Annotated in this window: 21 protein-coding genes; 10 read left to right on the top strand and 11 right to left on the bottom strand. The window is 64.1% G+C overall.

Annotated elements, in window-relative coordinates; translation table 11 throughout:
• Positions 1 to 24: 24 nt before the first annotated feature.
• On the top strand, positions 25 to 714 hold the full coding sequence (locus AC1DQQ_RS06800) for an aspartate/glutamate racemase family protein (RefSeq protein WP_478041760.1): 690 nt from the start codon (positions 25 to 27) through the stop codon (positions 712 to 714).
• A 44-nt stretch (positions 715 to 758) separates the two neighbouring features.
• On the opposite strand, the gene AC1DQQ_RS06795 is transcribed toward AC1DQQ_RS06800, so the two are convergent.
• Positions 759 to 2,294, bottom strand: a complete 1,536-nt coding sequence (locus tag AC1DQQ_RS06795; RefSeq protein WP_478041761.1) for a hypothetical protein — start codon at positions 2,292 to 2,294, stop codon at positions 759 to 761.
• Between the two features lie 318 nt (positions 2,295 to 2,612).
• Between AC1DQQ_RS06795 and AC1DQQ_RS06790 the strand changes: the two genes are divergently transcribed.
• Complete coding sequence (locus AC1DQQ_RS06790) at positions 2,613 to 4,118, top strand: MFS transporter (RefSeq protein ID WP_478044676.1); 1,506 nt, start codon at positions 2,613 to 2,615, stop codon at positions 4,116 to 4,118.
• A gap of 86 nt (positions 4,119 to 4,204) precedes the next feature.
• Positions 4,205 to 5,857, top strand: a complete 1,653-nt coding sequence (locus AC1DQQ_RS06785; RefSeq protein ID WP_478044674.1) for a hypothetical protein — start codon at positions 4,205 to 4,207, stop codon at positions 5,855 to 5,857.
• Positions 5,858 to 5,883: 26 nt separating this feature from the next.
• Here the strand turns inward: AC1DQQ_RS06785 and AC1DQQ_RS06780 are convergent, their stop codons facing one another.
• Positions 5,884 to 7,638, bottom strand: a complete 1,755-nt coding sequence (locus tag AC1DQQ_RS06780; RefSeq protein ID WP_478044672.1) for a class I adenylate-forming enzyme family protein — start codon at positions 7,636 to 7,638, stop codon at positions 5,884 to 5,886.
• 131 nt (positions 7,639 to 7,769) lie between these two features.
• Here AC1DQQ_RS06780 and AC1DQQ_RS06775 point away from each other — a divergent pair, with 131 nt between their 5' ends.
• The 6 genes from AC1DQQ_RS06775 to AC1DQQ_RS06750 all read left to right on the top strand — a co-directional run bounded on the left by AC1DQQ_RS06775 (position 7,770) and on the right by AC1DQQ_RS06750 (position 15,977).
• Positions 7,770 to 8,996 carry a serine hydrolase domain-containing protein gene (locus tag AC1DQQ_RS06775; RefSeq protein ID WP_478044671.1) on the top strand — a complete coding sequence of 409 codons (1,227 nt, stop codon included), beginning with the start codon at positions 7,770 to 7,772 and terminating at the stop codon, positions 8,994 to 8,996.
• Between the two features lie 103 nt (positions 8,997 to 9,099).
• Positions 9,100 to 11,136, top strand: a complete 2,037-nt coding sequence (locus tag AC1DQQ_RS06770; RefSeq protein WP_478044669.1) for a 3-hydroxyacyl-CoA dehydrogenase NAD-binding domain-containing protein — start codon at positions 9,100 to 9,102, stop codon at positions 11,134 to 11,136.
• A gap of 112 nt (positions 11,137 to 11,248) precedes the next feature.
• On the top strand, positions 11,249 to 12,583 hold the full coding sequence (locus tag AC1DQQ_RS06765) for an amidase family protein (RefSeq protein ID WP_478044667.1): 1,335 nt from the start codon (positions 11,249 to 11,251) through the stop codon (positions 12,581 to 12,583).
• Positions 12,580 to 13,767 (top strand): acyl-CoA dehydrogenase family protein, encoded by a 1,188-nt coding sequence (locus AC1DQQ_RS06760; RefSeq protein ID WP_478044665.1) that lies wholly within the window; start codon positions 12,580 to 12,582, stop codon positions 13,765 to 13,767. The genes AC1DQQ_RS06765 and AC1DQQ_RS06760 overlap by 4 nt, the downstream gene beginning before the upstream one ends.
• Positions 13,768 to 13,938: 171 nt before the next feature.
• Positions 13,939 to 15,066, top strand: a complete 1,128-nt coding sequence (locus tag AC1DQQ_RS06755) for an acyl-CoA dehydrogenase family protein (protein ID WP_478044664.1) — start codon at positions 13,939 to 13,941, stop codon at positions 15,064 to 15,066.
• The gene (locus AC1DQQ_RS06750) at positions 15,066 to 15,977 is read left to right on the top strand and encodes an acyl-CoA thioesterase (RefSeq protein ID WP_478044662.1); all 912 of its coding nucleotides are present in this window, start codon (positions 15,066 to 15,068) and stop codon (positions 15,975 to 15,977) included. Before AC1DQQ_RS06755 ends, AC1DQQ_RS06750 begins: the two co-directional genes overlap by 1 nt.
• A 3-nt stretch (positions 15,978 to 15,980) precedes the next feature.
• On the opposite strand, the gene AC1DQQ_RS06745 is transcribed toward AC1DQQ_RS06750, so the two are convergent.
• The 8 genes from AC1DQQ_RS06745 to AC1DQQ_RS06710 all read right to left on the bottom strand — a co-directional run bounded on the left by AC1DQQ_RS06745 (position 15,981) and on the right by AC1DQQ_RS06710 (position 23,157).
• Positions 15,981 to 16,703 (bottom strand): TonB-dependent receptor, encoded by a 723-nt coding sequence (locus AC1DQQ_RS06745; protein WP_478029293.1) that lies wholly within the window; start codon positions 16,701 to 16,703, stop codon positions 15,981 to 15,983.
• Between the two features lie 17 nt (positions 16,704 to 16,720).
• Positions 16,721 to 17,494, bottom strand: a complete 774-nt coding sequence (locus AC1DQQ_RS06740; protein WP_478041770.1) for a hypothetical protein — start codon at positions 17,492 to 17,494, stop codon at positions 16,721 to 16,723.
• A 60-nt stretch (positions 17,495 to 17,554) separates the two neighbouring features.
• Entirely contained in the window at positions 17,555 to 17,854 is a 300-nt protein-coding gene (locus AC1DQQ_RS06735; protein WP_478041771.1) for a putative quinol monooxygenase, read from the bottom strand.
• Between the two features lie 12 nt (positions 17,855 to 17,866).
• On the bottom strand, positions 17,867 to 18,667 hold the full coding sequence (locus tag AC1DQQ_RS06730) for an SDR family NAD(P)-dependent oxidoreductase (RefSeq protein ID WP_478041772.1): 801 nt from the start codon (positions 18,665 to 18,667) through the stop codon (positions 17,867 to 17,869).
• Between the two features lie 91 nt (positions 18,668 to 18,758).
• On the bottom strand, positions 18,759 to 19,523 hold the full coding sequence (locus AC1DQQ_RS06725) for an SDR family oxidoreductase (protein ID WP_478029297.1): 765 nt from the start codon (positions 19,521 to 19,523) through the stop codon (positions 18,759 to 18,761).
• Between the two features lie 102 nt (positions 19,524 to 19,625).
• Positions 19,626 to 20,690, bottom strand: a complete 1,065-nt coding sequence (locus AC1DQQ_RS06720) for a phosphotransferase family protein (RefSeq protein ID WP_478041773.1) — start codon at positions 20,688 to 20,690, stop codon at positions 19,626 to 19,628.
• A 10-nt stretch (positions 20,691 to 20,700) separates the two neighbouring features.
• On the bottom strand, positions 20,701 to 21,783 hold the full coding sequence (locus AC1DQQ_RS06715; protein WP_478041774.1) for a Zn-dependent alcohol dehydrogenase: 1,083 nt from the start codon (positions 21,781 to 21,783) through the stop codon (positions 20,701 to 20,703).
• Positions 21,784 to 21,873: 90 nt separating this feature from the next.
• Complete coding sequence (locus AC1DQQ_RS06710) at positions 21,874 to 23,157, bottom strand: acyl-CoA dehydrogenase family protein (protein ID WP_478029300.1); 1,284 nt, start codon at positions 23,155 to 23,157, stop codon at positions 21,874 to 21,876.
• Between the two features lie 161 nt (positions 23,158 to 23,318).
• Between AC1DQQ_RS06710 and AC1DQQ_RS06705 the strand changes: the two genes are divergently transcribed.
• Complete coding sequence (locus AC1DQQ_RS06705; RefSeq protein WP_478029301.1) at positions 23,319 to 24,566, top strand: TetR/AcrR family transcriptional regulator; 1,248 nt, start codon at positions 23,319 to 23,321, stop codon at positions 24,564 to 24,566.
• 73 nt (positions 24,567 to 24,639) lie between these two features.
• Here the strand turns inward: AC1DQQ_RS06705 and AC1DQQ_RS06700 are convergent, their stop codons facing one another.
• Positions 24,640 to 25,962 carry a spinster family MFS transporter gene (locus AC1DQQ_RS06700; RefSeq protein WP_478044661.1) on the bottom strand — a complete coding sequence of 441 codons (1,323 nt, stop codon included), beginning with the start codon at positions 25,960 to 25,962 and terminating at the stop codon, positions 24,640 to 24,642.
• Positions 25,963 to 26,038: the final 76 nt, after the last annotated feature.

Below are 26,038 nucleotides of genomic sequence, written 5' to 3'. Positions count from 1 at the left end.
ATGAGAAAAAGCGATAGCGGCACGATGAAGACGATTGGCCTGATCGGCGGCATGAGCTGGGAAAGCTCGGCACAATATTATGCGATCATCAATCGCGCCGTTCGCGACCGGCTCGGGGGTTCGCATTCGGCCAAGATCCTGATGCACTCGCTCGATTTCGGCGAAATCGAACGACTTCAGCACGATGGCGATTGGTCCTCGCTAACCGTCCAAATGGTGGATGTCGCAAAACGCATTCAGGCCGGTGGCGCCGATTTCGTCCTGATCTGCAGCAACACGATGCATCTGATGGCCGACGCCATGGCAGCCGAAATCGATATTCCCTTGCTCCATGTCGTCGATCAGACATCGGCGGCCATCGTCAAAGCGGGGCTGAAGCGCGTCGGACTGCTCGGTACCGCCTTCACGATGGAAAGGCCGTTCTATCGCGACCGGCTCGCCGCGGCGGGGCTCGAGGTGCTTATCCCCAGCGACGCGGATCGGCGCGATGTCCATCGCGTGATCTATGAGGAATTGGTCGCGGGTAAGTTCGAGCCAGTTTCGCGCCAGATCTATCGCGAGGTGATCGCGCGGCTCGTCGAACGCGGCGCCCAGGCGATCGTGCTGGGCTGCACCGAAATCATGCTGCTGGTGGACCAGTCGGACAGCGCGGTGCCGTTGTTCGATACGACCAGCCTTCATGCGCTCGCGGCGGTCGACCTGGCGCTCGGCTGATAACCGGGGGCAGTCGCCTGCCCCCGGCCCCGCCGAATGGCCGTCTATTTGCGGGCTGCGACTGCTTCCGTCCGCTGGTCGGGCGCCAGCGCGCGGTCGCTGATCGACCATAAAGCATCGACGCCGATCTTGCCGTTCAGCACGGCATTGTTGAGCGCGAAGATGTCGAGCGCGCTCGGACCGCCGGGCGCTTCATATTCGGTGCTCGACGCCGGCCACGCCGCGCGGTGATGGCAATTCATGCAATTGGTCTTGATCGGATGGTCGGCGGCGAGTTCGATATAGGGATTGAACGCCACCGGCCATTGGTTGCTGCCCGAACTCGCGGGAATGCCATAGGTCGCCGCCATCAGATAATTGCGCCACGGCCCCGGCGCGTCGACCGACGACAGGTTCGGCCGGTCGGCAGCATGGGGATTGATGCCGGGCGAATCGTTCCACCACACCGATTGGAACGTCCAGGCCGGCTGTTCCTTGGTCATGATGTGCATTGCCACCAGGATCAGATAGTCGCCCTGCTGGAACATCCGGCCATAAGCATAATAAGCCGAGGCATCGAGTATCGCGCGATCGCATTGCGCCATTGTCGAGAGATCGGGTTTGTAATTGTAGAAGCGGTCGACCCCGACCACGCGCGGCTTGGCATAGGTGTTGGGCCCGAGCGGCTTGCCGTTCATCGTCACGCCGTGGAGGAAACTGACCGAGGACGGGATGACTTGCGCCGCCGGCGTCGTGGTCACCGCCACCGCTTTCGGCCATTTCTTCTGGATTTCGAAGCCGGCATAGACACCGTCGTCCGACGCCGGATCGTCCCAGATCGGCAGCGCGGTGAACTGGCCCGCCGCCACCGGCCACATCATCGGCTTGAGCACGATCGAGCCATCGGGCATCGCCGCCATCTGCTTGGTCTGGTTGGCCGGCGGGATCAGCCCGTTGAGCGTCGACTGCAGATAAAGCTTGTTGTTGCGGATCCAGTCGAAAGCGGGCTGGTTGTAGATGACCCCCGCCACCATCACGTCGCCGTTATTCTGCAGGGTCGGGCCGTTCGCCAGAGCGTAGTCGGCGGGCGTCGTTCCCTGCAGACACGGCGTGCCCGTGTAGCGATCGACCACCGGCTGCGGCACGGCATAGGTCGGCGAGACAGGGAAGTTGATCGGGTCGGTCCCAGTACTCGCTCCGTTGTTGAGCTTGAACTTGCGCATCGGGACGGTAGCGACCGCCGGCTGGGTCTTGGCGAGCTTGGCGGTGACCGCGGGGTCGGGCGCGAATGCCTGGGTTTCGGTGCACCAGCTTTGCCAGATCGGCTTGCCGCCGGCCATCGTGTTGAGCGCTGCCCAGACGTTCCAGCCGTGCTGGCGTGTGCGGGCGACGTCGCCGCTCGTCACCCAGCCTTCGACCGTGGCGGCCTTTTGCGGATAGTCGAACCCCGACGGGATATTCCGCGGCGTCGGGCAAGTGGCGTTGGCCATATTCGTCGCGGGCTTGGTAGACGACGTCTTCATCGTGCACGCAGCGGCGAAGACCAGCATCGCGCCGATCAAGGCGGCCGATTGGAATGGGCGGCGAACAGCGAAGCGCATCATGGCATCCCCCCGTATTTATGGGAGAATGTTACGCCTTCGGTCGCCGGCAAGCCAGCAAGGAAGCCACCATTCCGGACGGATTCCGTTGGAGCGCCCCCCCCCCGCGCACGCTTGTGGTGAGCACCGTCGCACGCGGCGTCGAACGGGCCGGCTTGAGGCCTCGGATTGACTTCCAACTCGCGCCCAGCCCTATTGTCAGCCGTTCGGGACAGCGTCGTCGGGCGCCTATAGCCTGCGTGCATCGAACCCCAACGGACCGCGATTGACTCGCGGCACCCGACATCGCTTGATGTAGCGGACGAGCTGGGGAGCACGATGACCACTAATACGGCGCCGCCGCGGGTCACCGCTTCCCAAGTCGTGGGAGTCACGCTCGGCAACGCACTCGAATTCTACGATTTCCTGATCTTCACCTTCTTCGCGGTCGAGATAGGCCACACCTTCTTCCCGGCCACCGACCCGCAGTCGAGCTTGCTCGCGGCGTTGGCTACGTTCGGCGCGGGGTTCCTGACGCGACCGCTTGGCGGGCTGGTGATCGGCGTGCTTGGTGATCGGCTCGGGCGCCGGCCGATGATGCTGTTGTCGTTCGCGCTGATCGGTGTCGCCAGCCTGGGCGTGGCGCTGACGCCCTCCTACGCCGCCATCGGCATCGCCGCGCCGCTGCTGGTGCTGTTCTGGCGCCTGGTCCAGGGATTCGCGCTGGGCGGAGAGGTCGGCCCAAGCACTGCGTTCCTGGCGGAAGCGGCACCGCCGCATCGCCGCGGCCTGTACGTCTCGATGCAGATGTTCGGGCAGAATGTAGCGGTCCTGGTCGCCGGACTGATCGGACTCGCGCTGGCGCAAGTGATGGACGATGCAACGCTCGCGAACTGGGGATGGCGGATCGCACTGGCGCTCGGCGTTGGCGTTGTCCCGATCGGGCTCATGCTCCGGCGGACATTGCCCGAGACCCTCCCCAGCGACGCTCCGGCACCGCGGCTTCGCGACTATCGCCGCATCGCCATCATCGCTTTCGTGGCGCTGCTGTCCGGGGCGGTCATGGCCTATATCACTAATTATTTGACCACTTTCGCTACAACCACGCTCCACTTGCCGCCGAGTACTGCTTTCTGGGCGACGATCGTGGTGGGGATCGGCGTCGGTGTTGCCACGATCGGGCTTATGCGTCGGCGGACATCGCCCGAGACCCTACCCGGCGATACCTCCGCGACGGGGGGGCCGCTGTTTCGCGACTATCGCCGTACCGCCATTATCGCCTTCGTGGCGCTGCTGTCGGGGACGATCATGACCTATGTCACCAATTATTTGACGACCTTCGCCAAGACGACACTGCACTTGCCGTCCGGCACGGCCTTCTGGGCGACAATCGCGGTGGGGATCGGCGGGACGATCGGCGCGCCGATCGGCGGCTGGCTGGCCGATCGCTACGGCCGGCGGCCGGCGATGATCTTGCCGATGCTGTTCGTCTGCCTGATCACCCTGCCCGCTTTCTGGTTGCTGACCATTGCGCCCGGCAAAGCGAGCCTGTTTCTGGTGGGATGCATATTGCGGCTGTCGATCGGCATCGCGTTGAGCGCGGTGCTGGTCCACATCACCGAGGACTTCCCCGCGCGCATCCGCTCGGGCGCGCTGGCGATCGTCTATGCGCTGGCGATCTCGATCTTTGGCGGATCGACCCAGTTCATGGTCGCCTGGCTGACCGGGATCACGAGCAACCCACTGGCGCCTGCCTGGTACATGGCCGGCGCGGCGCTGATCGGGGTTGTCGCGATGGCCTTCGCGCGTGAGACCGCCCCGTCAAAGGCGCCAGCCGCGCGCTGAGCACCTGCCCGGTCGTATTCGTCCTATATGGCCAGCCGAGCGCAATGGCAGGATGCATCGCGTCGCACTCACTCGGGACAACGCTGATGATCCGTGCCGCGCTCGTCGCCATCGCGCTGTTCGCCGGCGCGTTCCTTGTCTGGCCGCAGCGCGTGCGCGCCGAATTGCCGGGCTCGTGCCGCAGCGAAGGCTATCTCGCGCGCTTCGACCCCCGGCTGGGACCGCAGGATTGTGTGGTAATCGCCACCGCCGAGATCAATTGGCGCGGCGGCCATGCAACCTTGCGGGCGATCCGCCTGAGATCGACGACCATGCCCGACGAGGCGCAGGCCGCCGCCGACATGCGAGACGCCGCCGGGCGGATCGGCGGCGCGATGGACCGCATGGGCGGCGGCATGCAACTCGACGACGTCACCGTCCTGTTCAGCAATTATGCGTCGCCGCCGACGACATCGGGCGATCAGCAACTGGTCAAGGGCGCCTATATCGCCGCGGCCGGCCGGCCCTATGCCAACGAGTGCGCGGTCGGCTATTTCAAGGCAGGGCGCGCGCACGATTCGAACGATCTGGTCTTCACCGTGGCGCACGAAGTGTTTCATTGCATCCAGTGGAAGACCTGGCCCACTTCGCGCGAGGATGGCTGGCTGATCGAGGGATCGGCGGAATATTTCGGCTACCTCGCCAAGCCGGACTTCGGCGCTGGCTTCATTCCGCAGTTCGACGCGCACATCCAGCGCCACGCGCTGAACGAGATGGATTATCCCGCGGTGGTCTATTTCCTATGGCTCGGCGACAAGAACGGGCCGCGAGCGGTACGCGATTTCATCCCCGGCTATGATCTCGACATGGAATCGGCGCTTCCCGCCGACACCTGGCTGCGGTTCGGACAGGATTATTTCGACGGCAACATCAAGATGCCCGACCACAGGCTGTCGCTACCGTCGAGCCCTCAGATCACGACCACGCGATCGATCAACGCGACGACGCGGATCGCCTCTCCCGCTTACCCACCCTACTCGCTCAACGAGGAAATCTGGGCCTTCGCCGCCAACAAAAGATACGATCTGACCTATTCGCCACGCCCCGCTGACACGCGGATCACCTGGCGCAAGGACCAGGGTGGCGGCTGGGTACAACCGCTGACCAATTTATCGACCTGCGGCAACGAGCAGCGCTATCGCGTGCTCTACGTCAGCACCAACAGCTACGGCTACGGCAACACCAATGTCCGCGCGCAGCCGGCATCGGGCACCACCTGTTCATGCCCGATCGGGACTTGGGAGGAGACATCGGAGTCGCTGCACCATTATTTCGAGCAGACGTCGATGCCGGGCGGCGCGCCGCCCGAATATATATCGGGCGGGCGGCGGCTGACGCTCAATGCCGATCATACCGGATCGCTGGCCTATGAAGGCGTGATCACCGAGACGCACAGGGCGGCCGATTTCTGGCTGCGCCAGACCAAGACGGGCGGCACCCGATTCACGTGGAAGGTGCTCGACGGCAAGCTGCTGACCGTCCTGCAGCCCGGCGGCAACCTGCTCACCCTGTACAATGAATTACACTCGCCCGGCGGGACGACGATCGAAAACCGCCGCGCCGGCGCGCAATCGATCGGCCACAGCTTCTTCTGTGACGCATTGGGGCTTCACCTGCGCCAATTGCCCCGGCCGCCGAGCCCGATCCCGGGGATGCAAACCAATTTCAACGTCGACATGGATTTCGCCCCGGCAGGCTAAACGCCGACACCAACGCCGGTATCAACTCAAGCCGCTTGGCTCGCGCGATCCTCGAACAGCACCTTCAAATCCTTCTTCAGGATCTTGCCATTGGCGTTGCGTGGCAGCGTTTCGTGGACGAAGCGGATCGCCACCGGCGTCTTGAACGCCGCCAGTCGCTCACGCACCCAGGCCTGCAATTCCGCCTCGGTCGCGGTGGTGCCCGGCGCGAGATGGACCACTGCCGCCGGCTCCTCGCCCAACGTCCGGTGCGGGATACCGATCACCGCGGCGTCAGTCACCGCGGGATGCTCGTAGAGCGCGTTCTCGACCTCGGACGAATAGATATTCTCGCCACCGCGGATCACCATGTCCTTGGCGCGATCGACGATGAACAAGAAGCCCTCCTCGTCGAGCCGCGCGAGGTCGCCGGTGCGCACCCAACCGTCGACAAAGGTCTCGGCGCTCGCTTCGGGCTTGTTCCAATAGCCCTTCACGATCATCGGACCGCGCGCCCAAAGCTCACCCACTTCCCCGGTCGGCAACACCGTGACCCCATCCTCGGCACGAATTTCGAGGTCGGCGGTCGCTACCGGCGGACCGGCGCTGGTCGGGCGGTTGAGATAATCCTCGCTCGAATGGCTGGTGACGGTCGCCATGGTCTCGGTCATGCCCCAGCCATTGCCGGGGAGCGCGCCGAATTCCTCGTAGATCTTCTTGACCAGTTCGGGCGCCGACGGGGCGCCGCCATAAGCAATCGCTTCGATCGAGGAGAGATCATGTTTGTGGCGATCGGGATGTTCGAGCAATTGCCAGGCGATGGTCGGCACGCCGCCGGTCATGTTGACCTTTTCGCGCTCGATGATCTCCATCGCCTTCACGGTGTCCCATTTGCGCATGAAGATGGTGGTGCTGCCGCTAGCCATCGTCCCCATCAGCCCGGCCGAACAGGCCGTGACGTGGAACATCGGGATCACCGTCAGGCTGGTGCGCGGAATCGGGTCGGGAATCGGCTCGCCACGGCGAACGAAGCTGCGCGCGGCCGAGAAGCCGCCCGACATGATGTTGGTGACAAGGTTGCGGTGCGTCCCCAATGCCCCCTTGGGGTTACCGGTGGTGCCGCTGGTGTAGAAGATCGTCGCGTCGTCATCGCTATCGATTTCGACCCGCGGCCGATCGTCTGCCGGCAGGTCCGCCCAGCTTTTCGCTCCGCCGATAATGCTTTCGAGCGCGGTGGTCCCCGCGATCGGCGCTGGCGAGCGGGCAACGATCAGATGCTCGACGTTGGTCAGGGCTGAAAGATGTGGTCTGATCCGCTCGTAGCGCTCAGCGTCGACCAACAGCAATTTGGCGCCCGAATCATTGATGCCATATTCGAGCTCGGCACCCGTCCACCAGGCATTGAGCGGCACCGCGATAGCGCCGAGCGTCGTGATCGCGAAGAAGATCACCGGCCATTCGGGCAGGTTGCGAGTCGCAAAGGCGACGCGATCGCCTTTGCCGACGCCCATATCCTGAAAGGCGCGGGCGAGCACTGCCGTCGCGCGGTAATTTGCCTCGTAACTGACGCGTTCGTCCTCGAGGATCGTGAATAGCCGGTCGCCATGCGTGCGCGACAGATCGAGCAGGACGCCCAGATCGTGCGGCGCGTGTTTCCATATGCGCGTCGGCACGCCGCGAATCTCGATCGTCTCCATCTCGAACTTGGTGCCCGGTGCGGTCAGCGCGGCGGTCGCGTCCTTCAGCGAAACCCTGGGCCAGGCCGGATCGAGGGCGATAACGGGTTCGGGTGCGCCATTCATTGACAAGGATCCGCTCTCCAGCTTCGGCCATTGCAGGTCTCCGCCTGCGCGATTTCGCAACGTTAGAGTTGATTCGAGCGTCGCTCAAGGCAATAGAGAGTCGGAATTTGAAATAGGGGTATGGAAGAGCGATGCTGATGAAAGCGCCCGAAAAGCATGGCTTCGACGCCGCCCGCCTCAACCGCATTCCGGCATTCCTGAAGGAACGGTACCTCGATTCGGGCAAATTGCCGAACGCGCAGATACTGATCAGCCGCGACGGTGAGATCGTCCATTTCTCGAGCCAGGGCGCGGCGATCGAAGGCTCCGACAAGGCGATCGACGAGGGCTCGATCTTCCGCATCGCCAGCATGACCAAGCCGATCACTTCGGTCGGGTTCATGATGCTGGTCGAAGACGGCAAGGTCGCGGTCGACACGCCGGTCCATCACATCTTGCCCGAGTTCAAGGGAATCGGCGTCTATAATGGCGGCGGTGGCGGCGTCCCGTTCCTGCCGGTGACGCCGACGGCCGAGCCGATGCGGATGCTCGATTTGCTGCGCCACACCTCCGGTCTGACCTATGGTTTCCAGAACCGCACCAACGTCGATGCCGCCTATCGCGAGGGCAAGATCGACAATTGGCATGGCGGCAACGACCTCGATGGTTTCGTCGCGGCTTTGGGCAAACTCCCGCTCGAATTCTCGCCCGGCACCGCGTGGAATTATTCGGTGTCGACCGATGTGCTCGGCGCAGTGATCCAGCGCGTGTCGGGCATGCCGCTCGATCAATATTTCGCCGAGAAGATCTTCAAGCCGCTCAAGATGGACGATACCGGATTCGTCGTGCCCGACGGCAAGGTCGACCGGCTGACCGATTGCTACACCTTCGTCGCGGACAAAGGTCGCGTCATGTACGATCGTGCGAGCGAAAGCGTGTGGCGGCGCCAGCCCAAATTGCTCTCGGGTGGCGGCGGATTGGTCTCGACCGCACTCGACTATCACCGCTTCTGCCAGATGTGCGCCAATGGCGGCGATCTCGACGGGGTCCGCCTGCTCGGACGCAAGACGCTAGACCTGATGACGATGAACCATCTGCCGGGCAAGTCGGACCTATCGACGCTGTCGCGCTCGCTGTTCAGCGAGACGCAGAATGCCGGCACCGGCTTCGGCCTCGGCTTTGCCGTCACCGAGGACGTCGCCAAGACGATGATCCCGGGGTCGGCGGGCGAATATTATTGGGGCGGGATGTTCTCGACCGCGTTCTTCATCGATCCGGTCGAGCGGCTGCACATGGTATTCATGACCCAGCTCAGCCCGTCCGGCCTGTATCCGATCCGCCGCGAACTCAAGACGCTGATCTATTCGTCGCTGACCTAATCCGTCGCCCCGGCGGAGGCCGGGGCCGCCGGCCGCATCGCCGGCACGGGCCAGAACATAGCGGCCCCGGCCTCCGCCGGGGCGACGATTTCAGGAGAGAAGAATGTCCGATACGCCCGCCTCGCCGATCCGCACCGAACGCCATGGCGACGTCCTCGTGATCATCTCGAACAACCCGCCGGTCAACGCGCTGGGTGCGGCGGTGCGCGAGGGGCTCGAAGCGGGGATCAAGCAGGCTGAGGCCGATGCGACGATCAAGGCGGTGGTGATCCGTTGCAACGGCCGCACCTTCTTCGCCGGTGCCGACATCACCGAGTTCGGCAAGCCGATGAAGGGGCCGGGCCTCGGCACGGTGATCGACATGATCGAAGCGCTCGACAAGCCGGTGATCGCCGCGATCCACGGCACCGCGCTCGGCGGCGGCTGCGAGGTCACGCTGGGCTGCCACTATCGCATCGCGGTGCCCTCGGCGAAGATCGGAACCCCCGAGGTCAAGCTCGGCCTGTTACCGGGGGCCGGCGGGACACAGCGCATTCCGCGCATCGCAGGGGTCAAGCTCGCGCTCGAAATGACCGCGCTCGGCGATCCGATCTCCGCCAAGAAGGCGCAGGAGGCCGGACTGATCGATCGCCTGGCGGGCGAGGACAGCCTGGCGGCGGATGCGATCGCCTTCGCCAACGAGGTCGCCAGTAAGCGCCCCCTGCCCCGCGCGTCGGAAAAGACCGCGACCGCCGATCCCGAAGCGGTCGAGGCGTTCAAGAAGGCCAATGGCCGCAAATTCCGCGGCTTCGATGCGCCCGCCGCCAATATCCGCTGCGTCGAGGCCTCGACGCACGGCACCTTTGCCGAGGGCATTGCGGTCGAGCGCCAGGAATTCATGAAGCTGATGATGGGCACGCAATCCGCTGCCCAGCGCTATATGTTCTTCGCCGAACGCCAGGCCGCCAAGGTCGACGGCATCCCCGCCGACGTTCAGCTGCGCCCGATCAAGAAGGTCGGCGTGGTCGGCGCCGGCACGATGGGCGGCGGGATCAGCATGAATTTCCTGACCGCCGGCATCCCGGTGACGATCGTCGAGACGGCGCAGGAAGCGCTCGACCGCGGCGTCGGCGTGATCCGCAAGAATTACGAGAATTCAGCCAAGCGCGGCCGCTTCACGACCGAAAGGGTCGAGGCGATGATGGGGATTCTGACCCCGACATTGAGCCTCGACGACCTCAAGGAGTGCGACCTCGTCATCGAGGCGATCTATGAGAATATGGAGGTCAAGAAGGAGCTGTTCGGCAAGCTCGACAAAATCGTCAAACCCGGCGCGATCCTGGCGTCGAACACGTCCTACCTTAATGTCGACGAGATCGCCTCTGCGACCGGCCGTCCGCAGGACGTGTTGGGCATGCACTTCTTCTCGCCGGCCAATGTCATGAAGCTGCTCGAAGTGGTGCGCGGCGCCAAGACCGCGCCGGACGTGCTGGCGACGGTAATGGCGCTGGCCAAGCCGATCGGCAAGGTCGCGGTCGTCTCCGGCGTGTGCCCAGGCTTCATCGGCAACCGCATGCTGTCGGCACGCAACGCGCCCGCCAACGCCATGCTGATGCAAGGCGCGCGGCCCGAACAGATCGACAAGGCGCTGGTCGATTTCGGTTTCCCGATGGGCGTGTTCCAGATGGGCGACCTGGCCGGCGTCGATATCGGCTGGCATCGCGATCCGACCAAGCAGGATACGATCCGCGACGTGCTCTGCGCGCGCGGTCGCTGGGGGCAGAAGACCGGCAAGGGCTGGTACGATTACGACGAGAACCGCAACCCCACCCCCTCGCCCGAAGTCGCCGAGATCATCGAGGATTTCCGCAACCGGTCGAACCAGGCCCGGCACGATTTCACTGACGAGGATATCATCGCCGCGACCATCTATCCGATGGTCAATGAGGGCGCGAAGATCCTCGACGAAGGCATGGCGCAGCGCGCGTCCGATATCGATGTGGTGTGGATCTACGGCTATGGCTGGCCGGTCTATCGCGGCGGTCCGATGTTCTGGGGCAATACCGTTGGCTTGGATAAGGTCGTCGCCGGACTGGAGAAGAACGGCGTCGAGGTATCGCCGCTGCTGAGGGCCAAGGCCGAGGCTGGCGAGAAGTTCTGAGCATGAAGTTGCGTCGCCCCGGCGAAGGCCGGGGCCGGCCCGTTTGGCGCACCGACCGGGCCAAGTTTCCAGCGGCCCCGGCCTCGGCCGGGGCAATGAGATGAGGTCGACTATGACGGACGTTCTGGACCGCGTGACCGAAAAATCGGCGATCGAAACCGCCAAGGCGATCCGCTCCGGCGAGACCAGTGCGTTGCTCGAATGCGAAGCCGCGATAGCACGGATCGAAGCGCGCGACGGGCCGATCAATGCCGTCGTCGTCCGCGATTTCGACCGCGCCAGGCATCAGGCGCATGAGATGGATCAACGTCTCGCCGCCGGCGAACGCGCACCCCTGCTCGGCGTGCCGATGACGGTCAAGGAAAGCTTCGATATCGCCGGACTCAAGACCAGCTGGGGCATGGAAGCGGCGCGGGACTTCACCGCGCAGGATGACGCGCTCGCCGTGAAGCGGCTCAAGTCGGCCGGCGCGGTGATCCTGGGCAAGACCAACGTCCCGCCGATGCTGGCCGACCTCCAGTCCGACAATCCGATCTACGGTCGCACCAGCAACCCGCACAATCACGACCGCGTCGCGGGTGGATCGTCGGGTGGAGCCGCCGCCGCGCTCGCCGCCGGCATGGTGCCGCTCGAACTGGGCAGCGATATCGGCGGCTCGATCCGGGTGCCCGCCGCGTTCAACGGCGTCTGGGGCCACAAGCCAACTTTCGGCGCGCTCAGTCGGGACGGTCATTACTTTCCAGGCACCGACGGCGCGCCCGGCGAATTGTCGGTGATAGGGCCGATGGCGCGCAACCCCGACGACCTCGCGCTCGCGCTCGACATCCTGTCGGACCATCCGCTCAAACAGGCCGATAATCGTCCGGCGAACGAATATCGCGTGCTGGTGCTCAATTCGCATCCGCATGCAAGGGTCGCCGCGCCGATCGCCGACGCGCTCGATCGATTGGCCGACGCGCTCCACGATCTCGGCGTGTCGGTCGATCGCAAGAGCGACCTGCTTCCCGATCTCGAAGCGCAGCAGCGCGCCTATATGAAGATGCTCAACATCACGATCGCACGCGGCGTGCCGCAGGATGGATCGGCGGCGACCACCTTGGTCCAATGGTTCGACCTGCGCGACGAACAGGCGCGTAACGCACGCGCCTGGAACCGCCTGTTCGCGAGCTACGACGCGGTGATCGCGCCGACCTTGGGCGTCACTGCTTTCCCACACGATCCGACGCCCTTACCCAAGCGTGTGCTCGACATCGACGGCGAGCCCACGCCATTCGGCCTGCAATTCGCCTTTCCGGGGCTCGCGACTTTTCCGATGCTGCCCGCGACCAGCTTCCCGATCGGCGTCGACCCTGATGGCATGCCGATCGGCGTGCAGGCGATCGCCGACACCTATCTCGACCACAAAGCCATCGCCGTTGCCCGGCTGGCGCATGGAGCCATGCAATGACCGAAGACCTCGAAACTTTCCGCGCCGAAACCCGCGCCTGGCTCGAAGCCAATTGCCCGGCCGAGATGCGTGAGCCGGTGCGGTCCGATGCCGATGTCGTTTGGGGCGGACGCGACCAGTCGAAGATGACGCCGGCGCAGAAGCAATGGATGGGCGCAATGGGCGCGAGGGGCTGGACCGTACCCGACTGGCCCAAGGAATATGGCGGCGGCGGGCTGTCGCCGGCCGAAACCAAGATCCTGCGCGAGGAAATGGCGCGGCTCAAATGCCGCAACCCACTCAATTCTTTCGGTATCTCGATGCTTGGGCCGGCGCTGCTCAAATACGGCACCGAGGCGCAGAAAATCGAGCATCTGACCAAGATCGCGCGCGGCGAGATCCGCTGGTGCCAGGGCTATTCCGAGCCCGGCGCCGGATCCGACCTGGCCAGTTTGCAGGCCTCTGCGGAAGACAAAGGCGATCACTATCTGGTCAACGGACAGAAGGTCTGGACCAGCTATGCCAATTACGCCGACTGGATCTTCTGCCTGGTGCGCACCGACAAGACGGTCAAGCAAGGCGGCATCAGTTTCCTGCTGTTCGACATGGCGACGCCGGGCGTGTCGACCAAGCCGATCCTGCTGATCTCGGGCTATTCGCCGTTCTGCGAAACCTTCTTCGACAATGTGAAGGTCCCCAAGGAAAACCTTGTTCACGAAGTGAATAAGGGTTGGGACGTCGCCAAATACCTACTCGGTCACGAACGCGAGATGATCAGCGGCATGGGGCTAGGATCGAGCGGCGGCAACCCGCTGGTCGATGGCGCCAAGCGGACTGTCGGCCTGACCGACGACGGCACCCTCGCCGACCCGGTGTTGCGCGCGCAGATGGCGTTGTTCGAGGTGCGCGCCAAGGCGTTCACCGCCATGTCGGAGAAGTTCATCGACGAATTGAAAGCCGGCAAGGCGCACCCTGCCCAGCCGTCGATGATGAAATATTACGGCACCGAGCTCAACAAGTCGCGCCACGAACTGATGATGGCGGCGGGCGGCTCCGACGCGCTCGAATGGGAAAGCCAGGAGTCGAACACCGGCGCGGCACCACGCGCCTGGCTGCGGACCAAGGCCAATTCGATCGAGGGCGGCACCAGCGAGGTGCAGCTCAACATCATCTCGAAGCGGATTTTGGAATTGCCCGACAGATAATCGTCTTAGCCCTCTCCCGCTCGCGCGAGAGGGTTGGGTGAGGGTCTTCTTTCTTCTTGGTTCAGAGCAGGCCCGAAGAAGAAAGAAGACCCTCACCGCTGCGACTAGGCTCGCTTCGCTCACCAAGTCTCGCTCCTCTCCCGCAAGCGGGAGAGGGATCAGGAGTAAAGAATGCCCCTCTACCTCAACGACGAACAATCCATGCTCGCGGATACCGCGAAGGACTTCGTGCGCGAACATGCCCCGGTCAAACACCTCCGCGAGCTCCGCGATACCAACAATGCCGACGGCTTCAGCCGCGACTTGTGGAAGTCGTTCGCCGAGATGGGCTTCACCGGCATCCTGATCGGCGAGGATCAAGGCGGGCTCGGGCTCGGCCATGTCGAGGCTGGCGTCGTGCTCGAGGAGATCGGTCGCAACCTGTCGCCCTCCCCGTTTCTCGCCACTGCCGTCGCCGCGATCGAAGCGCTCAGGGGCAGCGCACTCGCCGGCAAATTCTACCCCGGCATTCTGGCCGGCGAGACCGTCGCCGCGCTGGCGATCGACGAGCAGGCCAAGTTTCGCGACAGCGTCGGGATGAAGGCCGAACGGTCGGGCAACGGCTTCCGCCTGTCGGGCAAGAAGCAGTTCGTCACTCATGGCCATGTCGCCGACCTGATCATCGTTGCCGCGCGCACATCCGGGTCGGATGCGGATGAGAACGGCGTAACGTTGTTCGCGATCGACAAGGGCGCTGCCGGCCTGACCGCGACGCCCGAGCGGCTCGCGGATTCGAGCATCGCCGCGCGGCTCGACTTCGACAATGTCGAGGTCACCGCTGATGCGGTGATCGGCGAGGTCGATGCCGGCCGCGATCCGCTCAATCGCCTGCTTCGCGCCGGGCGCACCGGCGCCTCGGCCGAGATGCTCGGCGTCGGCGCGGGGGCGACGGACATGACGGTCGATTATCTCAAGCAGCGCAAGCAGTTCGGCGTCGTGATCGGCACGTTCCAGGCGCTCCAACACCGCGCCGCGCACCTCTATTCGGAAATGGAAGTGGCCCGCGCCGCCACGCTCCGCGCGCAGCAGATGCTCGACAGCGGGGCAGATCGCGCAGACGAAGCCGTCTCGGTCGCCAAGGCACAGACCGGGCTCGCCTCGATGCTCGCGGTGCAGGAAGCCGTGCAGATGCATGGCGGCATCGGCATGACCGACGAATATGACATCGGCTTCTACATGAAGCGCCAGCGCGTGCTGGCCGAGATGTTCGGCGACGCCAACTTCCATGCCGACAAAATCGCGCGTAACGCCGGTTATTGATGGCCGAAGAAGACCCCAATCCGCGCCCCCAGCGCACCCCCGAACAGCTGATCGAGGGGCTCGTCGCGTTGCTCGACGTCGAGGAACTCGATGCCGATCTCTATCGCGGCATGAAGGTCCCCGGTGGCCAGGGCCGCGTGTTCGGCGGTCAGGTGATCGGCCAGGCGCTGCAAGCGGCGCAACGATCGGCGGAAGGCAAGGACGCGCACTCGCTGCACGCTTATTTCATGCGCGCCGGGGACGATGCGCTGCCGATCATCTATCGCGTCGTGCGCGATTTCGACGGCAAGAGTTTCGCCACCAGGCGCGTGATCGCGACGCAGAACGGCCAGCCGATCCTCAATATGGCCGCATCGTTCCAGGTGCCCGAAGGCGGGCTGCATCATCAGGATGCGTTCCCCGTCGACATTCCGCCGCCCGAAGACCTCAAATCCGAAAGCGAGCTACGCGTCGAGGCGGCGCAGCACATGCCCGAAGAACATCGCACGCGTTTCCTCCGCTGGGCGAGCCCGATCGACGTTCGCCCGCTCTACCCGCGCAACTGGTTCTCGCCCGCCGCGCGCGAACCGATCAACTATAGCTGGATCCGTGCCGTTGCCCCGCTCGGCGACGATACGGCGATGCACCGCGCAATCCTGGCCTATGCCAGCGACATGGGGCTGATGGCGACGAGCATGATGCCGCACGGCGTCAATTGGATGACGCCCGGCATGCAGACCGCGAGCCTCGACCACGCCATGTGGTTCCATGAGGCATTCCGCGCCGACGAATGGATGCTCTACGCGATGGACAGCCCATGGGCCGGGCACGGCCGCGGCATGAACCGCGGCAGCATCTTCACTCGCGACGGCCGCCTGGTGGCGAGCGTCGCGCAGGAAGGCCTGATCCGCAAGCGCGAGCCTAGGAGCTGAGCCCTACTTCCTTGTGACGGTATAAGTAGAGGGAAGGTACAGGACCACGTCGACCGGCCCCGCCCGCGCCCATTCGACCGGCCGATCGAGTCCACTGACGTTGACGCCGTAATCGGGCCCGAACTTCACTTTCATCGTCGCGGCGTCGGCGGCGATCAGATCGGCGATCTGCCCACGATATTGGTCCGGATTGACGACCGACAAAGTCGGCTCGCCCATCACGGTCAATGTCGACCGCCCGGCCTTGGCTACGGCATCGACAAAGCGGCCGATTTGCGTCTTGGCCGCGGCGATATCCATGTCGGGCGTGAGCTTCACCTTGACGAGGAAGGTCGTGGTTGAGGTGTCGGGCCGGCCATCGCCGCCATAAGTGAGGTTCCGATAATTGGTCGTCGTGAGCGGTTCCACGATATAGTCGCCCGTCGCCAATTCCACGCCGGCCTTGGGCGCCCCGGCGATCATCGTGCGCAACGTCGCGTTGATGTCGTTCATCCGCACCGTCGCATCTCGGGTGTCGCCGGTCAGTCGCACGCTCTGCACGACATAATCGGCTTTGCGTTTGAGGTTGATGATCGACCGCTGGGTGGCGACGATGCCATTGGCATAGCCGCCATTATAATCGCTCGGCGATCGGCGTTGCGCGGTGACGATGACTTCCTGCGCGAATAGCGGCGTGACGCTCGCGACCGCGGCAAGGATGGTCAGACTGCCGGCGATGATCCGCATTGCATTCCTCCTTGCGTTCAGTTGCGCGGCCGAATGGTGCTGTTCGCGGGCAGGAATAGCTGCACCTCGGTCAGGCCCGCGCGTTTCCATTGCACCGGTTTGTCGAGTCCCGTGACTTCGACGCCATAGCCGGCTCCGAATTTCGCGCTGGTCCCCCCCGTGTCCTTGGCGACCAAGTCGATGATCGCGCCGCGATATTGCTCGGGATTGACCACGCTCAGCGTCAGGTCGCCATATGGTTTCATTTCAGCGCGACCGACTTGCGGCACTTTCTTGATGAACTGATCGATCTTGGCCAACGCCGTCTTGGCATCGACGCCGGGCGCGAGCGGTACCTTGACCAGGAACTTGACGAATTGCCCGTCGATAGTGTCGTCCGGATCATTGTCGTCCTCGTCGCCATCGAGGACCTTGAGATCGGTATAATTGCCGACGGTCAGCGGTTCGACCACGATGTCGCCGCTCGCGACGAGCACGCCCGAGGCGCCGGCGGAATCGACCGCCTTGCGGACCATAGCCAGCACTTCCTTCTTGGCCTCATCGTCACCGACAGTGTCGCTCGCAATCACGACCTGTTGAATGGCGAAGTCGGCCGTGCGGCGCAGCATCTGCACCGCGGCGGGCGGGATTACGGGCCTGGGCTGGTCGTCATTATTGTTGCGCTTGCGGATCAGCGAGCCGGTGACGATGATTTCCGCGGTGCCGTCACTGGCGCCGTTGTCCTGAGCAACGGCAGGTGTCGCGCCGGCAAACGTGACGACCACTGCCAAGCCCGTGAGAAACTTGCGCATCTCAACCCTCCCCCTGCTTGTCATCGCAGGGTGCGGCGTTGCGGCGAGTCTGTCAAACCGTCAGAGCGGCGTGCCCTCGTCGGCGTTATAGAGTTTCAGGTCACGGTCGTGCAGCCCGAGCTCGGCGCCCTGTACGCGCCATTCGGCCATGTGCGCCGATGCGCCATGCGCCTTGAGCGCGTCACGATCGCGCCAGCGTTCGACGACATGGATCAGCGTTGGATCGAGTACATCCTGGCCATAGGCATAAGTGAAGCAGCCGTCCTCGGCACGGCTCGCGGTCACCATTGCCTCCATCGCCGCCCGCGCGCGATCGAGCCCGCCTGCCGGCAACCGCACCGTGCCCATAATCAACAGCATCTCTTCTACTCCTCAAACGGCAGGCTTGCCGAACTCCTGCCGCGTGACCGGGTGGCTCGACGACAGGCCGCCGTCGACTGCCCAGGCCTGGCCGTTGACGTAGCTCGCATCGTCGCTCGCTAGGAACAAGGCGACCCGCGCAATTTCTTCCGGAACGCCGGCGCGTTTGAGCGGATTGAGGCGGCCGACCTTGTCCATCTTGTCGTTGGCGCGGGCATATTCGAACACGCGCGCCGTCATGCCGGTCTCGATCAGCCCCGGACAGATCGCGTTGACGCGGACATTGGTGCCGGTCAGCTGCTGCGCGGCAGTGGCGACGAGATTGATGACGCCCGCCTTGGACGCCGAATAGGCTGGTCCGCCCGCGCCCGAGCGGATGCCGGCAACCGACGCGGTGCAGACGATCGCGCCTTTGCCGCGCTTGATGATTTCCGGCGCGCCATGCTTGATCGCCAGGAACGGCCCGATCAGGTTCACCCGCAATACTTCGGTCCAAAGCTCGACTGGCGTGTCGAGGATGCCGGTGATCCCGCCCGATATCCCGGCATTGGCGTAGATGATGTCGAGGCCGCCATGTTCGGCCACGGCGAGCGCCACCGTGCGTTCCACATCGCCCTCATCGCCCGCATCCATCTGGATCGCCTTGGCCGTGCCACCTGCTTTTAGGATCGCCTCGACCGTGTCGTGCACTGCCTCGCTCTTGTCGGCCGCGATGACGCTGCCGCCTTCCGCCGCGAACAGGGTCGCGGAGGCCCGGCCGATGCCCGATCCAGCGCCGGTGACGATGATCGATTTGCCGGTAAAACGTGCCATTCTTTCCTCCGTCGCCCCGGCGGAGGCCGGGGCCGCTATGTTGTCGTTTCTAAACCCAGCGGCCCCGGCCTCCGCCGGGGCGACGCGAGGATTAGATCGTCACTCCACCATCCATCACGATCGTCTGACCCGTCGTGAACGCGGCAGCCTTCGACGCGAGGAACACCACGCCGCCCGCAATATCCTCCGGCTCGCCGATCCGGCGCAGCGGTACCGAACTATTCGCCGCCTTTTGCCGCTCCGGATCCTCCCACAGTGCCCGTGCGAAATCGGTCTTCACCAAGCCCGGCGCGATGCAGTTCACCCGCACATTGTCCGGCCCATATTCGTGCGCCAGGTTGCGCGCGAGTTGCATATCGGCCGCCTTGGAGATGCAATAGGCGCCGATCGCGGTCGATCCGCGCAGGCCGCCGATCGATGAGATGATGATGATCGCGCCGTCCTTGCGCGCGCGCATCTCGGGCACGACCATCGAGATCAGCCAGTGGTTGGATACGATATTGTTGTCGAGGATCTTGCGGAATTGCTCGTCGCTGATGTCCGCCTGTGGCCCGTAATAGGGATTGGACGCGGCGTTGCAGACCAGGATGTCGATCTTGCCGAATGCCCGGCGGCTCTCGTCGACCAGATGCTGCAGACCCTCCTTGTCGGAGATATTCGCGGCGACCGCGATGGCGGTGCCGTCACCGTATTTGGCGTTGATTTCGGCGGCGACCTCATCGCAGGCATCCTGCTTGCGGCTCGAGACGACGACCTTCGCGCCATGTTCGGCAAGTTCGAACACGCTCGCCTTGCCAATCCCGCGCGACGATCCGGTGATGACCGCGACCTTTCCGGTCAGGTCGAATAGCGACATTGTCCTCTCCTTTTTCTAGTCGTCGCCCCGGCGGAGGCCGGGGCCGTTGGCAACGGCGCGACACGGCCAGCGACCCCGGCCTCCGCCGGGGCGACGAGCTATCTACGCCCCCGCCTTCTGCGCAAAGTCCCAGGCCGCGTCCGCGAGGCGATACACTCCCGCCGCCGACTTCTCGGCCTGCGCCGATGACGCCGTGCCCTCGACGATCCGCTTCTTGATGCCCTGGACGATACCGGTCAGGCGGAACAGATTGTACGCGAAATACCAGTTGAGGTCGGGCACGCCGTCGCGCCCGGTGGCCGCGCAATAACGCTCGATCATGTCCTCCAGCGTCGGAATGCCGCTGTCGCCGCCGGCCTTGCCCATCACGCCCGAACGACCTTCGGGCGCGGTCACCCAGCTCATCAGGAAATAGCTGAAATCGGCGAGCGGATCGCCGAGCGTCGACAATTCCCAGTCGAGCAAGGCGATGACGCGCGGCTCGGTGGCGTGAAAGATCATGTTGTCGATGCGGTAATCGCCATGGACCACGGAGGTCCGCATCTGCGGCGGAATGGTGCGCGGCAGATATTCGATCAGCTTCTCCACCGCGGGCATGTGCTCGGTTTCGGCCATGCGATATTGCTTGGTCCAGCGGCCGACCTGGCGCTCGAAATAATTGCCCGGCTTGCCATAATCGCCCAGGCCCGCTTTCTCGTAATCGGTATTGTGCAGCGCCGCCAAGGTGTCGCACATCGCGTTGTAGACCCCGGTGCGCTCGTCGGGCGCATAGTCGGGCATCGTGCCGTCCCAGATGTTGCGCCCATCGGCGAACCCCATGATGTAGAAATCGGTGCCGATCACCTCGGGGTCGGTGCACAGCCCATATGGCCGCGCCACTGGAAAGCCGGTCGGATAAAGCCCGGCAATCACGCGATATTCGCGATCGACCGCATGCGCCGAGGGCAGCAAATTGCCGAACGGCTTGCGGCGCAGGACGTACTCGCCCGATGCCGCCTGGAGCTTGTAGGTCGGGTTAGACTGTCCACCGGCGAACTTGGTGTAGTCGAGCGGACCCGCGAATCCCTCGACATTGGCCTGCATCCAGGCGCTCAGCCTGGTTAGGTCGAGGCGATCCTTTTCCGCGACTTCGATCGTCTTTGGTGCGTCGTCGGGATGTGCGCTCATCAACCTGTCCCTACCCGAACGTGATCACCGAGCGCGCGGTATCGCCCTTGCGCAATTCGTCGAAGGCGTCGTTGATCCGCTCGATCGGCATGCGATCGGCGATGATCGTGTCGAGATCGAGCAGCCCGCGCAGGTAGAAATCGACCAGCCGCGGGATATCGACCGGGAAGCGATTGCCGCCCATCAATCCGCCCTGCAATCGCTTGCTGCCCAGCAGGTCGAATGCCGACAGGCCGACGCTGCTGCCGATCGGCATCATGCCAAGGATGGTCGCGGTGCCGCCGCGCCGAAGCACCTTGACCGCGGTCTGCGCCGACGCTTCGCGCCCGACCGCTTCGATCGCGTGGTGCACCCCGCCCTTGGTCAATTCGACCACCTCGGCGACCGTGCCTTCCGCCGTCGCGTCGAAACTGTGCGTCGCGCCGAGCTTTTCCGCCAAAGCGCGCTTTTCCGGAACCGGGTCGAGCGCGATGATCTTGCCCGCACCGGCGATCTTGGCCGCATTGACCGCGGCCAGCCCGATGCCGCCGCAACCTACCACGCACACCGTTTCGCCCGGCGTGACCGGGCTGGCGTTGAACACCGCCCCCGCGCCTGTCGTCACCGCGCAGCCGAGCAGGGCCGCGCGGTCGAGCGGCATGTCGGGGTCGATCGCGACGCAGGCATGTTCGTGCACCAGCATCATCTCGGCATAAGCCGACAGGTTGAGCATCTGGTGCACCGGCTCGCCATTCAGCGTGAGCCGCGGCGCCGCATCGCGCGCGCGCTTGGTATCGTTGCTGACGCACAGCGACATCCGCCCTGACACGCAGAATTCGCAATGGCCACAGAAAGCCGACAGGCAGGTGACGACGGCGTCGCCGACCTTGACCGTGCGCACCTCGCTGCCGACCGCCTCGACGATACCCGCGGCCTCGTGGCCGGGGATCGCCGGAAACGGCGTGGGATAGGCGCCATCGACGAAATGCAGATCCGACCGGCACACGCCGCAGGCCGCGGTACGGATCAGCACCTCGTGCGGGCCCGGATTGTCGATCGTCACGTCGCAGATTTCGAGCGGCTTCTTCGCTTCGAACAGAACGGCTGCCTTCATTTTATCTCCGTCGCCCCGGCGCAGGCCGGGGCCGCTAAGTTTTGGTCCCTGCAACACGGCGGCCCCGGCCTCCGCCGGAGCGACGACTACTTACCGGCTGACTCCGATGTCCCCGCTCGACACGATATCGGCCTTGTAGTCGGCATATTTGCCGAACTCGTTGCGGGCGATCGCGCGATTGTGGACCTCATCGGGACCGTCGGCGAAGCGCAGTGTCCGCATCGCCGCCCATTGATGCGCCAGCGGGAAGTCGTCCGACACGCCGCCGCCGCCATGCGCCTGGATCGCGTCGTCGAGGATCTGCAGCGCCATGTTGGGCGCCTGGACCTTGATCATCGCGATCTCGAGCTGGGCGGATTTGTTGCCGGCCTTGTCCATCATGTCCGCGGCCTTGAGGCACAACAGCCGCGTCATCTCGATATCGATGCGGGCCCGCGCGATGCGCTGTTCCCAGATCGAATGGTCGGCGATGCGCTTGCCGAACGCGACGCGGCTGAGCAGGCGCTTGGCCATGGCCTCGATCCCGGTTTCGGCAACGCCGATCGTGCGCATGCAATGGTGGATACGGCCCGGCCCGAGCCGGCCCTGCGCGATCTCGAAACCACGTCCTTCGCCAAGCAGCAGATTGTCGACCGGCACGCGGACATTCTCGAGCAACACCTGGCCGTGGCCGTGCGGGGCGTGATCATACCCGTAAACCGAAAGCATCCGCTCGATCTTGACGCCCGGCGCATCGAGCGGGACCAGAATCTGGCTCTGCTGGGCGTGGCGCTTGGCGTCCGGGTTGGTCTTGCCCATCACGATCGCGACGGCGCAGCGAGGATCGCCGACGCCCGATGACCACCATTTGCGGCCGTTGATGACATAATGGTCGCCCTCGCGCACCATCGAGGTTTCGATGTTGGTGGCGTCGGATGAGGCGACCGCCGGCTCGGTCATCAGGAAAGCGGAGCGAATCTTGCCTTCCATCAGGGGCCGCAGCCACCGCTCTTTCTGCTCGAGCGTGCCGTAACGATGGAAGACTTCCATGTTGCCGGTGTCGGGCGCCGAGCAGTTAAAGCATTCCGAAGCCCAGCCGATCTTGCCCATTTCCTCGGCGCATAGAGCATATTCGAGATTGGAAAGCTGGGTTCCTTCGAACTCGAAACTGTCATCAACATGGGTCTGGCCCGAATGCGGCGGCATGAAGAAGTTCCACAGGCCCTGCGCCTTGGCGATCTCCTTCACATCCTCGATCACCTGGATCACCTTCCAGCGCTCGCCCTCGTGCGACTGCTTGTGATATTCGGCGTTTCGGGGTGCGATCTCCTTGTCGATAAAGGCCCGCACACGGTCCCGGAAATAGGTTTCGCGATCGCTCAGCGTAAAGTCCATGATGCTTCTCTCCTATGGCTGTCGCTATCTCGACTAAACCGTACCGAGTTTTCGGTAAAGCCGTTGAATCCTCTTTTTCCGAGGGGTTCCGAACAACGAAAAAGCGAAATGGCGCTGCGGAATCCGCTGGCCCCGTGTGACGGAAATGTTAAGCTGGACGGATGGGGCAAACCGATACTGCAGAACTGGACGAGGTTACGGGAACGAAACGTTTCAAGGCGAAACGTAATGCGATCCTGGCCGCCGCTTCCGAAGCGATAAACGAACAGAGCGCGAAGGGCATGACCTTCGCCGATGTTGCGCGCCGCGTTGGGCTCAACACGACGAGCGTGACCTATTATTTCAAGCGCAAGGAAGATCTCGCCCAGGCGTGTTTCGAACACACGCTCGAAACCTTGGGCGAGATGCTCGACATCGCCCAGATGGAGGCGACGCCGGAGGCTCGGGTCGCCCGCTATCTGTCGCTCAACATGGAGCGGTTTGCGCGTATCCGCGAAAACGAGGAGCGCGCGCTGGCGACGCTGAGCGATTTGCGCGCGATGGAGGATCCGATGCTCGGCCGGCTGATGGCGGCCTGGCGCGAGATTTTCCGCAAAACGCGTGCTTTATGGGGCGAGGAACCCGAGAATCGCCGTCTCAAGGATTTGTTTGGCGCGCGCGCGCACGTGCTGCTCGAGAACACCTTCTGGATCCCCGCCTGGATCGCGCGCTACGATCTCGACCAGTTCGACCGGGTCGAGGCGCGGTTGATGGACATGTTTCGCCACGGCATCGCGGTCCCGGGCGCCAAATGGGAGCCGGCGATCCTCGATATCGAGCATGAGGAAGCGGAGCCTGGCCGCGAGGCGTTCCTGCGCGCGGCCACCCGGCTGATCAACGAACTCGGCTATCGCGGCGCCTCGGTGCAGCGCATCGCGTCGGAGCTCAATGTCACCAAGGGCAGCTTCTACCATCATCTCGATGCCAAGGACGATCTGGTCATCGAATGCTACAAGCGCAGCTTCGACACGATCACCGAAACGATCCAGGTCGGCGAGAACAGCAGTGGCGACTGGTGGCATCGATTGTCGAGCATCATCGCGACCTTGCTCGACGTGCAATTCTCGGAACGTGGACCTTTGCTGCGCACGACCGCGCTGACCGGCCTGCCGCGCCATGTGCGCCAGGCGATGATCGACCGCTCGAACCGCATCGCGCGGCGCTATGCTGGCATGCTGTCCGACGGCGCGGCCGAGGGATCGGTCCGCCCGGTCGATGCGCTGATCGTCAGCCAGTCGCTGATGGCGCTGCAGAATGCGGCGTTCGACATGCGCAAATGGGCATCGACAATGCCGCGCGAGCGTGCGGTGGCGATGTATGCCTCCACCCTCGCCTTCGGCCTGTTCGACGACCGCGCAGTGGATAGTTGAGCCGCCTGCCGGAGCGTGCTGCGAATAGGTGGAATCCGGCTATTCGCGATAAAGCACGCGACCACAAGGAATCTCAGACGGCAATCGCGTCCTGCGCTGCCTTACGCTCGATCGCCTTGCGCTTGAGCAGCACGCCCGCGCGCCAATAATGGAAGATCGCCCAGGGGGTGATCGCGGCGAAGACGAACATCGAATAGCGCAGGGATTCAGCGCCGTAGGTCGGCTTGAGTGCATCGCTGAGCATGCCGACCAGAAATGGCCCCAGTCCTAGCCCGATCATGTTGTTGACCAGCAAGGTGATCGCCGCCCAGGTCGCCCGCAGGCGGATCGGCGCCTCGGACTGGATCAGCGCGAAGGTCACGCCGAGATAGGCGGTCGAAAACAGGATCGACAGGAAATAGGCGCCGACCCCGAAAGTCGGGTTGGTCGCGGTATAGACGCACAGGGCCAGCGGCAGCCCGATCGTCTTGAAGACCACCACCATGAATGACTGGCTGTACTGGCCGTAGCGGCGTGTCAGCCGATCGGCGATTCGTCCGCTGGCGATGGCCGCGACGGCGACGATGACCGCGCCGGCCGGCGCGACCTTGAGCGCGATGTCGAGCTTCGTGAAGCCGAACGACCGCTGCATGAAACTCGGACCGAACGCGGTGAGGCCGTATCCGATCATCGAGGTCAGGGTAAAACCGGCGACGAGGTGAAGCGCGGCGCGGTTGGCGAACAACGTGGTGAAGCCGTCGATCAGTGACGGCCTGGCGGTATCCATCGCGATCTGCGCGTCGGACAAGCCGCGCTTGGGCTCGGGGACGACTGCCCAGATGATCGCCGCGAGCAGCAATCCGGGCAGGCCGATCACGTACATCGCGACGCGCCAGCCATAATAAGTCGCGACGACGCCGCCGATGATCGTGCCGAACGCCGCCCCCAGCCCGACGCCGAGCGAATAGATCGACAGGGCCGACGCGCGTTTGTCCGGCGGATAGAGGTCGGCAATGATCGAATGGCTGGGGGGACTCGATCCCGCCTCGCCGATGCCGACGCCGATACGCGCGCCGAGCAACTGCCAAAAATTGCCGGCAAGTCCGCCCAAGGCGGTGAACCCGCTCCAGATCGCAAGTGCGCCAGCGATGATCCGCACGCGGTTACTGCGGTCCGCGAGCCAGGCGACGGGAATACCGAGCCCGGCATAGAAGATCGCGAACGCCATGCCGCTCAGGATTGCCATCTGGGTATCGGAGAGATGCAGATCCTTGATGATGTCTTCCTGCAGGATCGCCAGGATCTGCCGGTCCATATAGCTGAAGAAATAGGCGAAGGTCAGCAGCAGCAGGGTCAGCGCGCGGCGCTTGGGGACGAACGTCGCCTCGATTTCGGGAAGATGCGTGGGGGAGGACACGGGAGGGGCGACCTTTCTTTTCGTTGCAAAACAACGGCCCCGCCGCGCTGGTCTGGCGCGGCGAGGCCGGAGAGAG

The sequence above is a fragment of the Sphingomonas sp. P4_G3 genome (assembly GCF_056401105.1).
Note: the sequence above shows the minus strand (reverse complement) of the source record. Positions and strands in the feature narration are given on the sequence as shown.